This window comes from Vogesella lacus, from assembly GCF_979366295.1.
Genome location: NZ_CEETQT010000009.1, coordinates 1 through 10588, shown reverse-complemented (window position 1 = coordinate 10588; position 10588 = coordinate 1). Strand labels below are relative to the sequence as shown.

Annotated in this window: 11 protein-coding genes, 1 rRNA gene and 2 pseudogenes; 13 read left to right on the top strand and 1 reads right to left on the bottom strand. The window is 51.3% G+C overall.

Going from position 1 to position 10588, the window contains the following annotated elements:
- Positions 1-1090 (top strand): annotated as a pseudogene (locus ACZ9W6_RS12340) (hypothetical protein); the annotation flags it as partial.
- 92 nt (positions 1091-1182) lie between these two features.
- On the opposite strand, the pseudogene ACZ9W6_RS12335 reads toward ACZ9W6_RS12340, so the two are convergent.
- Positions 1183-1988 (bottom strand): annotated as a pseudogene (locus ACZ9W6_RS12335) (IS3 family transposase); the annotation flags it as partial.
- Between the two features lie 68 nt (positions 1989-2056).
- Between ACZ9W6_RS12335 and ACZ9W6_RS12330 the strand changes: the two are divergent.
- From ACZ9W6_RS12330 to ACZ9W6_RS12275, 12 genes are all read left to right on the top strand, one after another.
- Positions 2057-2371 carry a DUF1153 domain-containing protein gene (locus ACZ9W6_RS12330; protein WP_026108223.1) on the top strand — a complete coding sequence of 105 codons (315 nt, stop codon included), beginning with the start codon at positions 2057-2059 and terminating at the stop codon, positions 2369-2371.
- 45 nt (positions 2372-2416) lie between these two features.
- Positions 2417-3148 (top strand): IS3 family transposase, encoded by a 732-nt coding sequence (locus ACZ9W6_RS12325; RefSeq protein ID WP_465191651.1) that lies wholly within the window; start codon positions 2417-2419, stop codon positions 3146-3148.
- A gap of 351 nt (positions 3149-3499) precedes the next feature.
- Positions 3500-4339, top strand: coding sequence for a flagellin N-terminal helical domain-containing protein (locus ACZ9W6_RS12320; protein ID WP_465191462.1), 840 nt, complete (start codon positions 3500-3502; stop codon positions 4337-4339).
- A gap of 77 nt (positions 4340-4416) precedes the next feature.
- Positions 4417-4839, top strand: coding sequence for a flagellar protein FlaG (locus ACZ9W6_RS12315; protein WP_465191461.1), 423 nt, complete (start codon positions 4417-4419; stop codon positions 4837-4839).
- Positions 4840-4876: 37 nt separating this feature from the next.
- On the top strand, positions 4877-6301 hold the full coding sequence (gene fliD / locus ACZ9W6_RS12310) for a flagellar filament capping protein FliD (RefSeq protein ID WP_465191460.1): 1425 nt from the start codon (positions 4877-4879) through the stop codon (positions 6299-6301).
- Positions 6302-6331: 30 nt separating this feature from the next.
- Positions 6332-6754, top strand: a complete 423-nt coding sequence (fliS, locus tag ACZ9W6_RS12305; protein ID WP_465191459.1) for a flagellar export chaperone FliS — start codon at positions 6332-6334, stop codon at positions 6752-6754.
- Positions 6754-7062 carry a flagellar protein FliT gene (fliT, locus tag ACZ9W6_RS12300; protein ID WP_465191458.1) on the top strand — a complete coding sequence of 103 codons (309 nt, stop codon included), beginning with the start codon at positions 6754-6756 and terminating at the stop codon, positions 7060-7062. Before fliS ends, fliT begins: the two co-directional genes overlap by 1 nt.
- 32 nt (positions 7063-7094) lie before the next feature.
- A complete protein-coding gene (locus ACZ9W6_RS12295; RefSeq protein ID WP_465191457.1) occupies positions 7095-7472 on the top strand; it encodes a DUF2802 domain-containing protein in 378 nt (125 codons plus the stop codon).
- Positions 7469-8884, top strand: coding sequence for a flagellar hook-length control protein FliK (gene fliK / locus ACZ9W6_RS12290; RefSeq protein ID WP_465191456.1), 1416 nt, complete (start codon positions 7469-7471; stop codon positions 8882-8884). Before ACZ9W6_RS12295 ends, fliK begins: the two co-directional genes overlap by 4 nt.
- Positions 8874-9194 (top strand): EscU/YscU/HrcU family type III secretion system export apparatus switch protein, encoded by a 321-nt coding sequence (locus ACZ9W6_RS12285; protein ID WP_465191455.1) that lies wholly within the window; start codon positions 8874-8876, stop codon positions 9192-9194. The genes fliK and ACZ9W6_RS12285 overlap by 11 nt, the downstream gene beginning before the upstream one ends.
- 15 nt (positions 9195-9209) lie before the next feature.
- Entirely contained in the window at positions 9210-10076 is an 867-nt protein-coding gene (locus tag ACZ9W6_RS12280) for an NAD(P)-dependent oxidoreductase (protein ID WP_465191454.1), read from the top strand.
- Between the two features lie 403 nt (positions 10077-10479).
- Positions 10480-10588: ribosomal RNA gene (locus ACZ9W6_RS12275) — 16S ribosomal RNA — on the top strand; the annotation flags it as partial.

Genomic DNA, 10588 nt, shown 5'->3' with positions numbered 1-10588 from the left:
GCCGCTGACGACAGCGCAAGCCGGTGTGCTGAGTGCGACGCAGGTAGCGGCGCTGACGACGACACAGCTGGCGGCAATGGAAGTGGCGGACATCAGCAAGCTGTCGACGGCAGCGATTGCAGGTCTGACGTCAAGCCAGGCATCGAACCTGACGACAGGTCAGATTGCGGCGCTGACGACCACGCAGATTGCGGCACTGGAGACAGCGGATCTGGCGGCGCTGACGACCACGCAAGTGGTGGCCTTGACGACAGCCCAGGCGGGTGCCTTGAAGTCGACGCAGGTTGCGGCGATGACGACCACGCAGATTGCGGCGATGGAGACGGCTGACGTGAAGGCAATCAGTGCTGTGAGCATTTCGGCAATGACTGGAGTGCAGGCTGCGGCAATGACAACGGCTCAGCTTTCTAATCTGACGATGGCGCAGGTTGATGTCATCAATAAGTCTCAGATGACGTCTGCGCAACTGGATGCTTTGGCCTTGTCAACACCATTAGTGCTGGATCTGGATGGAAATGGTATTTCTACGTTGAGTTATACCCATAATGTTCAATTCGATCTGCATGCTAAGGGAGAGAAGATTGTGACTGGCTGGGTTGGTCAGGGTGATGGATTGCTGGTTCTGGATATCAATCATGACGGAGTGATAAACGATGGTAGTGAGTTGTTTGGAGAGGCATTCAAACTGACTGATGGCACTACTGCAGAGAATGGTTTTGTTGCACTTGCATCACATGATGGTAACCATGATGGTCGGATTGATGCTCAAGATGCAATCTTTGCCGCTCTGAAAGTGTGGGTGGACGCCAACCATGACGGTGTTAGTCAAACTAATGAGTTGTTTAGTTTAGCGGCGCTACATATCAAAGCGTTTGAGATCGATGCCAAACAAGTTTCACAGATGAGCAATGGTAACTTGATTGGTTTGATTGCTTCTTTCATTACCGATGATGGTGTGAAGCATGGATTGGCGGACGTTTGGTTCCAGACTACTGGTCAGCATATGTCTGAAAATGCTACAAATATGGAGGTAGCCAATATGCTTCTAACGCTTGTTGGACAGTCTCAGCAAATGATTGATCTGCTTTGATGCTTTTAATGGATAGTGAAAGGTAGAGTAATTACCTTGTACTTTCAGGCAGCTGATTACCCCCCGTTTGGGGGGTAATCATTTTGTTATGGTCAACAAATTTCGGACAGAAAATTAAGCTTCTTCTCCTTGCCTCTGGCGGAGTACCGCCATTGCCTGAATGAGGGCGCTGCCAGTTGTAATACGCCATCAAGTACATCCCCACATCCCGATTGACTTCCTCGAACGACACGTAGCCCAGCTTGGGAATCCATTCCGTTTTCAGGCTGCGAAATAACCGCTCCATCGGGGCGTTGTCCCAGCAACAGCTGCGACGGCTCATGCTCTGCGTGATCTGATAACGCCATAGGCGTTGCCTGAACACGCGACTGCCATACTGGCAGCCCTGGTCACTGTGAAACAGCACGCCCTTGGGCTTGCCGCGCTGTTGCCAGGCCTGATCCAGCGCCTTGTAGACCAGATCGGCATCCGGTCGCTCCGGCATGGCCCAGCCCACTACGCAGCGCGCATACAAATCCAGCACCACCGCCAGATAGGCCCAACGCTGGCCAGTCCAGATGTAGGTGATGTCTCCGCACCAGACTTGATTCATGCGCTTCGGCTGGAATTGACGATCCAGCAGGTTGGGAATGTCGGATCGCTCGGACGTCGGGATGGGATAGCGATGTTGCTCCGGCTGCTTGCTGGCCAGTCCGGCTTCACGCATCAGCTGCCGAACTTTGTAGCGGCCAGCCTGATAGCCTTCGCCCGCCAGCATCCAGACCAGACTGCTGCTGCCCGCAGATTGGCGGCTCAGCGTGAAGAGTTCGCGTACTTTGGCGCGCAATACGAGCCGTTCGCGATCAATCACAGGGCGACGCTGGCGGTAGTGGTAATAAGCAGAGCGGTAAATGCCAAAGCAACTTAATTTACTTGTAGTGACCCACTAAAAACCTGCACAGGTCATAATTCACACAGGAGCACGTGATGAGCATGACCATGGAAGACGATATCAAACGCTGGACCGCCAAGCGCAAAGCCGCGCTGGTGATGGAGATCATTCAAGGCAAGAGCACGGTGGCGGAAGCCTCTCGCGCCTTCGACCTGGCCCCCTCCGAGATCGAAACCTGGGTCGATGAGGCCAAGCGCGGCATGGAGAATGCCCTGCGTGCCAAGCCGATGGACATCCGCGAACAATACGAAAAACAGCTCAAAGAACTGCAGGAAGCCTACGGCGAAGCCATGCTGGAGCTGCGCGCCAGAAAAAAGCTGCAGTCTCTGCTGGGCGAGGACGACAAGTAGTCCACCTCGTCCGGCAGGGACTGGCAGACGACGGCATCCAGCAAGCTGTGCCGCTGGTTCGACGTGCCGCGTCGCTCGCTGTACTACCGCCCGCAAAAGGCCGCGCCCAAGCTGCAGCCGCAGCTGGCCGAGCCCATCAAGGAGATGATTGAGGAGAACCCTTCATTCGGCTACCGCACCGTAGCAGGCCTGCTGGGCATGAACAAAAACACCGTGCAGCGCATCTTCCAGCTCAAAGGCTGGCAGGTGAAGAAGCGGCCGGTGGGCTTCCGCCCTCGCGTGCAAGCCCTGCCATCGGTGGCGGTCGAGCCCAATCAACGCTGGGCCACCGACCTGTGCCGCATCTGGGCCGGTAAGGATGGTTGGTGCCATTTGGCGTTGGTGATCGACTGCTGCACCCGTGAGTTGCTGGGCTGGCATCTGTCACGCAGTGGCAAGTCCAAGACGGCCGAGTCGGCGCTGGAGCCCGCGCTGATCAACCGCTTTGGTTGCCTGGGTCGAGTGCCTCAACGCTTCCTGCTGCGCAGCTACACCGCGCTGGTGAAAAGCTACGGTTTGAAGCAGGAATTCATCACGCCGTACACACCAGAACAGAACGGGATGGTGGAGCGGGTGATCCGCACCTTGACAGAGCAGTGCGCGCACCGACACCGCTTTGAAAGCCTGGCGCATGCCAGCCGGGTGATTGCAGACTGGATCGGGTTCTACAACTACCGACGCCCGCACCAGGCTTTGAGGATGAAGACGCCTGCAATGGCGTATCAATTAGCAGCCTGACCTGTGCAGAAAGGGCTGGGTCATTACATACTGTCCGAAATTTGTTGACCACAACAATGATCACAGCGAATCCAAGGAACTATTCAGGCAAAGCCTCCGAGTAAGCGTTCTTGCGGTAATGCTTGGATCTGGGCATGTGGGCCTCTGTTCGTACAGAGTGCTGATTATGCATTTTCATCGATTGAAGTCGGCTGCCGCTTGCATAGAAATGGGAAATGTACAGGGAAACAATGCAGAGTCCTAAAAAGGACTTTAGTTCGTTATTTTTTGGTCGATAAGACGAGTGAGCGATTGGTGTAAAAAACGTGGAGCGTGCTCCCGAGCCAAGTCGCCATAATAACGGAGTTTAAAATGCCTATCATCGTAAATAGCAACATTGCCTCGCTCAATGCGCAGCGCAATTTGAACTCGTCCAACACTCAGTTGGCTGGTTCTTTGCAGCGTTTGTCATCCGGTTTGCGTGTAAATAGCGCCAAAGATGACGCTGCTGGCCTTGCCGTATCCGAAGGTCTTTCTTCGCAGATTCGTGGTAATACTCAGGGTATCCGTAATGCTTATGATGGCATCTCGGTAGCTCAGACTGCTGAAGGTGCCTTGGGGCAGGTGGGCGGTAACCTGCAGCGTATTCGTGAAATTGCGGTACAAGCGGCCAACGGATCTATTTCTGACGGGAACCGCTCTCAGCTGCAAAAGGAAGTAGATCAGCTGACCCAGGAAGTTTCTCGGATCATCACGACTACCAACTTCAACGGCACGGCTTTGTTGTCTGGTGGTAGCGGTATTACCTTCCAGGTAGGTGCTTCCGGTACGACCGACAATCAGGTTACAACTACTGGTGTCGAGATGTCCTCGATTGGTGGTTTTAGTTCGGATCTTACTGCTACTGGTACCGTGTCTGTGACAACTTCTGCAGCTGCTTCTGCTGCGATTTCTGCTCTTGACTCGGCTATTGAGACAGTAACCAATACTCGTGCGACTTTTGGTGCGATCCAGAACCGTTTCGAGGCTGTGATTGCAAACACCCAGAACTACGTGGAAAACCTGAGTGCATCCAAGAGCCGTATCATGGATACTGACTTTGCTGCTGAGACTGCGCAACTGACGCGTAATCAGATCTTGCAACAGGCTGGTACTGCGATTCTTGGTCAAGCTAATACTTTGCCGCAAGCAGCACTGTCACTCTTGAGATAAGTTGTAAAATGAAGAGTGTTCCCTCTCTTGTCGGTTAACTGGCAGGAGAGGGAGGCCACTTTCTGGAGGTGGGTATCATGCAAATCGGACCAATCAGCGGTGCTCTGGTAGCCAGTTCGCTGACACCAAAACAACAAGCAGAACTTCCTGTCAAACTAGGACCGGACAGTCAGTCTTTGGTTGCCTCTCCGGATGCCAGTAAGGCGGTTACTGGTGTGAAGGAGTCTCGCGAGCAGGAGAAGTCCCGAGGCAATAAGGAGAATGAAAAGTCATTTTCCCCAAGTGATCTTGCTGATGCGATCAAGAAACTTAATGAAGCAGTCAAGCTTTATAAGGGAGATTTGCAGTTCATGACGGATGACGATACTGAGCTGCAAGTGGTAAAGGTGGTTGACCGCGGCACCAAGGAATTGATTCGACAAATTCCCTCGCCGGAGGCAATCAGAATAGCCAAGGCTATAGATGAGTTCAGTAGCATCTTGCTTAAAGAAGAAGCTTGAACTTGGTAGTCAGTTAGTAATGTGATGGAGAAATAAGATGGCTATTACGATGCCCGGCAGTAATTTTGATGTACAAGGGCTAGTGTCACAGCTTGTATCTCTAGAGCAGACACCACTGACCCAAAGTAAAAGTCGTCAGAGTAATTACAGTAATCAGGTGTCCGACTTGGGTAAGCTGAAGTCGGCATTATCGGACTTCCAATCTTCAATGCGTGCGCTGATTTCTGGTACGGCATTGAACGCAAACAAAGCAGACGTGAGTGATGCCCAGGTACTTAAAGCCTCGGCAAACAGCTTTGCATCTGCGGGTACATATGTGGTGAATGTCTCTGCATTGGCTGCTTCGCAGACATTGGCACTTTCCTCGTTCGACAGTGGGACTCAGACCGGGAAAATAACTTCAGCAACTGCGACGTTGGGTAATACGGCAGGAGATTTTACAATTTCGTTGCCATCAGGTGATACGACGATTACCTTGGCGGCTGACACTTCTTTGCAGGCTATTAGTGATGCCATTAATGCGAAGGGGATTGATGTTTCTGCATCCGTTGTTAATAGTGGGGCAGAGGGCTTCAAGTTGGCCTTATCCAGTAAAAAATCCGGTTCAGATGGCGCTTTCTCGATAACTGGCGGCGATGGAATCGGGTTGGGTTTTCTGAATTACGATAAAGCCATGGTGGACTCAGGCAATACGGCGCATGCGGCCAACCTTGCGAAGCGTACCGCTGCGCCGACAGACGCTCAGTTAACCATCAATGGCGTAGCTATCACCGCATCAAGCAATAAATTGACCGAGGCAATGACTGGTCTTGAGGTGAGTCTGTTCAAGACGGGTACCTCCACAATCACGGTTAGTCGCGATAATGATGCTGTCATCAAGAATGTTCAGTCGTTTGTTGATGGTTTTAATAAAGTGAAGTCCCAAGTCGATGGGATGTACAAGCAAACCAGCACAGCTGGTGCAATTACTGATTCATCAGGCAAGGTGATTGGCACCGCTAGTCGTCTTGATGGTTCAGTGCGAATGATGATGCAGACACTGACAACTGAGTTGGGTACCGGGCTCAGTGGCGTCTCCCTTGACAGTGGTTTTGCTTACTTGAATCAGATTGGTATCAGTATCCAGAAAGATGGTTCATTAAAGCTTGATAGCGAGGCATTCAAAAAAGCGCTGGATAAGGATCCTACGGCCGTTGCCAAGTTGTTTGGCAATAGCGATAACAATGGTTTTGCTGATCGCTTGAATTCGCGGATCAACGATATGCTTGGACCATCGGGGATGATGCAGATCCGAACTGATAGTCTCAATCAACAGATCAACTATGAAAAGCAAAAGCAGACGCAAGTCCAGACGCGACTCGATATGATGCAGGCTCGCTTGCTCAAGCAGTTTTCGGCACTAGATGCTTCGCTGGCGACAATGAAGAATCAAAGCAGTTATATGGCATCCATGCTGGGCTAATCCAGACTTGAAATTGCAGGAAGATCAATAATGAATCGGTTGGCGCTACAACAATTAAATAAAGCGTATGGGCAAGATGCACTAGAGAGCTCTGTCTATGGCGCGAGTCCCGTTGGCTTGATTGTTATGTTATACGACGGTGCAATTGCCGCATTGAGAAAAGCCCAGGTAGAAATCGGTTGTTCAAACTACATAGAAAAAGGCCGATTGATTGGTAAGGGGCTCGATATTATCAATGGCCTGGATACTTGTCTGAATCTGGAGAAGGGCGGTGAAGTTAGTGGCAACCTGCGAGATCTATATCTGTACATGAAGCATAGGCTGGGGGTTGCAAACTTAAAGAATGATGCCGAGATTCTTGAGGAGGTCATCAAGCTTCTGGAGGAGCTTGGTGGTGCCTGGAAGCAGCTTGATAAGTTGCAGGGCGGTAATCAACGTGTAGGTAAGGTGTAATGCTTACTAGTGCATTGATGGTATCTGTACAGGACTATCTGGCACTGACTGAGCAACTGCTTGATTTGTGCGAGCAGGAGCAGTGGGATCAATTTTCAGAAATTGAACTGCTCAGAAATAGCGTTTTCGAACAGATTGTCGAAAACAATAATGATGCCCCCATCTCAGACGAAATGCGTGCCATAGTAGAAGTGGCTTTGGCCAAGAATGGCTTGTTGCAACAGCGGCTTGTCTCAAGGCATGAGGAATTGCAGAATTTGCTGGCTCAGACGCGCACTCAGCAGAAGATAAGCGCTACATATCGCTGAGTGCTCGCTGTTCGTTTGACGGAGCACTCATCATGACCATCCTGACCTATATTCTCGCGGTAGTTTCCATTGTGCAGTTGCTTGCCTTGGTATTCTTGTGGCGGCATATATTGCGTATCGATGCTGAACGTTCTGTTGAAGCAGCACAGTTTGATCAGATTCAGCAACAATTGTCGGCTGCTCAAAGAAATATTCATGATCTTGGATTTCTCTTCCAGCATAAAGCTGCTGAAACGCCTCGTGTAGTCGAAAAAGTGCACGATGCTGCTATTACGGCATCTCCTTACACTCAGGCTATCGAGTTGTTCAAACGAGGGCTAGGTGCGCACGATGTCGCCGAGCGTTGCGGCATTTCGCGCAGCGAAGCAGAGCTGATTCTCTCTTTGTATCGTAATAGTCCTGCTTCATGATCATCACTCCGCCAGTTCTCCCTCCGGTTAATACCCTTCCGGCAAATGGAGACCCTGCATCCGCAATTGCATCCCGTCTTGGCAGGGATAGTTCTGGTCGTTCTTCACTTGTTGAAATTGCTACTTCCCCAGCACGTTTGCCCGTGTTGCAACTGGGGGAAACTGTTTCAGCAAACATTACGGACAGGTTGGCTGATGGCAAGGTTGCAGCGACTATCAAGGGCGAATCTTTTGTCTTGAATTTACCCAGCCAAGTGCTTGCCAAGCTTGCGGGTAATGAACTGCGCTTGGGAGTGGCCAACCTTTCACCGCTGGTATTCGAGGCGACTGATCTTGCTGATGCGGCACTGATCGATGCCAGCAAAAAAACGCAGGTTGCTGAAGGCAGTGGGAAAGATCTCGGACGCCCAAGTGAACAGGGAAAAGCAGTTGCGAATGCACTGCTAAATGATCAAGGGACTCTACTCAAGACTTTGTCTCTGCCTGAGAAGCTCCCTCCGTTACAGCAAGGAGAGCTTGTCTCCGTAAGACTTGCCGAAAAATTTGCGGATGGCAGTGCGATGGTGCTGGTTAAAAACTCGGCATTCAAACTGCAGCTACCTCCGGGTACCACGATAGGTAAGGAAAGTGCTTTCATGCGGGTGACGCAGACGTCACCACAAGTTGCCTTTAGTCTTCTGTCTTTTGATACCTTACCTGATGAAAAATCGTCTCCTGTAACTTTTACAACTGCCGGCAAATATCTGACAACCTTGCTGGATGTGGCTGGGCAGCAGCCAATGGCAACTGCCAAAACCGAGAACTTGCAGGGAAAAAACCTCTTGGCGGCAGTGATATTGCATCAGGAGCCTTTACTGTCCAACCCGTCTCTACCCGATGACGCTCACCTGCAGTTGCAGAAAACTGTCGAGAAAAGTGGGTTGTTCTATGAGTCGCATCAGAAAGCCTGGGTAGATGGTCGGTTGTCACTCGATGAGCTGCGGCAGGAGCCTCAGGCAAAAATCTCATTTCAAGCAGCATCAAGCACTGGTCATTTATCTGAGCTGGGACAGCTCGTGCAGCGCCAGCTGGATGTGAATGAGCAAAAGCCGCTGGTTTTTCAGGGAATGGCTTGGCCTGGGCAAGCGGTTCAATGGGAAATTCACCACGATGATGTCGATGAACGGGAGGCGAGACAGTCAGAAAGCGAACTTGCCGCTTGGTATACACGCTTGCAGCTTGAGTTACCGTCGCTAGGTGGTCTTGCTGCCAAAGTTCGTATGGTTGGCAAGGAGTTGCAGCTGAATTTCACTGCAGAGTCTGAGGCCTCTCAGTTGATTCTCAAACATAGAGATGTTCTTGAGCAAAGGTTGGCCGCAAGTGGTTTGACGCTAGCCAGCTTGCAAGTGAAGCAGAGCGATCATGAGGACTGATAAGCGTCGTTCTGCCGTTGCGCTGAAGTATGGCGAGAATACTGCTGCGCCACAGGTTGTTGCCAAGGGCTATGGCCAGACGGCAGAGCGTATCATTGAGCAAGCCAAAGGGGCGGGGGTATTCGTGCATGACTCGCCTGAGCTGGTCAATCTGTTAATGCAGGTTGATCTTGATGCACACATTCCACCTGAACTCTATCGAGCTGTCGCCGAAATTCTGGCTTTTGTCTATTTCCTTGAACATCAGGCAAAGGACTGCGCAGTCAGTTTTGATGACTGGATGAGCAAGCGCGGTCCTTTACCGCCATAAAGTAATGGAGAAAAAATGAAGGTAGGTTATATCGGGCTTGGCATCATGGGCAGACCTTGTGTCTTGAATCTCCTGAAGGCTGGCCATGAGGTAAGTGTCTGGGCGCGGCGCCAAGAGAGTGCGGTCCCACTGCTGGTAGCCGGTGCGCACTGGGCTGCCTCTCCAGCTGAGTTGGCGTCTGCTGTTGATGTGATTGTAACTAATGTTTCCAATACCGCAGATGTCGAGCAGGTGTTGCTTGGAGAGGACGGTGTGGCGGATAGTGCTCGTGCCGGTCTTGTGTGTATTGACATGAGTACCATCTCGCCGATCGGTGCCAAGGAAATTGCTCAGCGGCTCGACAAGGTTGGTGTGAGCTTTCTGGATTGTCCGGTATCGGGTGGGGAAGTCGGAGCCATCAACGGCACACTGACTATTATGGTCGGCGGCAAGGCTGAAGCATTGCAGAGGGCTATGCCAGTATTGCAAGCCATGGGCAAGACTATTACGCATATCGGGGATAGCGGTGCAGGCCAGGTTGCCAAAGCATGTAATCAGATTGCGGTTGGTGTCGGCATTGCGGCGGTTGCCGAAGTGATGAAACTGGCCAAAGCTTGCGGGGTGGATCAGGCACCGGTTCGTGATGCATTGCTGGGCGGTTTTGCCTCAAGCAAAGTGCTGGATGTGCATGGCCTGAGGATGATCGAAGATAATTATGCGCCGGGTTTCAAAGCGTGCTTGCATCAAAAGGATATGCGTATTGTGCTGGATACGGCAGCGCAACTTGGCATCACTCTTCCTGCTGCCGAGCGGGTCAGTCAATTGATTGACGACTTGGTCTTGCATGGAGAGGGGGAGCTAGACTCTTCGGCAATTGCTAGATTGATCTGGCAGCAGAACTAAAGGGTTTCTATTTTTTGCCACGTTGCTGTCTTGGTGTCGCGGAGTGTCGGGTTGAATAGTTGGACTCCATTTTGTCTGCAAGAGGCTATGAATAGTTGGCCGCAAGAGATTGCGGCCAACTTTTTTGCATTTGTGTGTGCTTTATAATCAATGACTTGTTCACTTTGTGTGATTGTTCTGGTTTTGAGGTGTTGACGAGGTTGGGCGGGGTGGGTATAGTTCGCCTCCTCAGCTGATGACGCAGCGAAACAAAGCAAGCAAGTCAGCACCGCTCTTTAACAGACCAAATAACCGATAGGTGTAAGTATCTGGCCAAGCCAAATACTTGCACTGCAAGAGAAAGTGACACGAATCTTCGGATTCGGTTTCTTTGAACTTGCGTGCTAAAAAATTGCTTGAGATTGAACTGAAGAGTTTGATCCTGGCTCAGATTGAACGCTGGCGGCATGCTTTACACATGCAAGTCGAACGGTAACAGGGTGCTTGCACCGCTGACGAGTGGCGAACGGGTG

What these genes read in the sequence shown, in the direction of transcription:
- ACZ9W6_RS12330 (WP_026108223.1), top strand. Translation starts at nt 2,057, where the DNA reads ATGAGCATGACCATGGAAGACGATATCAAACGCTGGACCGCCAAGCGC.
- ACZ9W6_RS12320 (WP_465191462.1), top strand. Translation starts at nt 3,500, where the DNA reads ATGCCTATCATCGTAAATAGCAACATTGCCTCGCTCAATGCGCAGCGC.
- ACZ9W6_RS12315 (WP_465191461.1), top strand. Translation starts at nt 4,417, where the DNA reads ATGCAAATCGGACCAATCAGCGGTGCTCTGGTAGCCAGTTCGCTGACA.
- fliD (WP_465191460.1), top strand. Translation starts at nt 4,877, where the DNA reads ATGGCTATTACGATGCCCGGCAGTAATTTTGATGTACAAGGGCTAGTG.
- fliS (WP_465191459.1), top strand. Translation starts at nt 6,332, where the DNA reads ATGAATCGGTTGGCGCTACAACAATTAAATAAAGCGTATGGGCAAGAT.
- fliT (WP_465191458.1), top strand. Translation starts at nt 6,754, where the DNA reads ATGCTTACTAGTGCATTGATGGTATCTGTACAGGACTATCTGGCACTG.
- ACZ9W6_RS12295 (WP_465191457.1), top strand. Translation starts at nt 7,095, where the DNA reads ATGACCATCCTGACCTATATTCTCGCGGTAGTTTCCATTGTGCAGTTG.
- fliK (WP_465191456.1), top strand. Translation starts at nt 7,469, where the DNA reads ATGATCATCACTCCGCCAGTTCTCCCTCCGGTTAATACCCTTCCGGCA.
- ACZ9W6_RS12285 (WP_465191455.1), top strand. Translation starts at nt 8,874, where the DNA reads ATGAGGACTGATAAGCGTCGTTCTGCCGTTGCGCTGAAGTATGGCGAG.
- ACZ9W6_RS12280 (WP_465191454.1), top strand. Translation starts at nt 9,210, where the DNA reads ATGAAGGTAGGTTATATCGGGCTTGGCATCATGGGCAGACCTTGTGTC.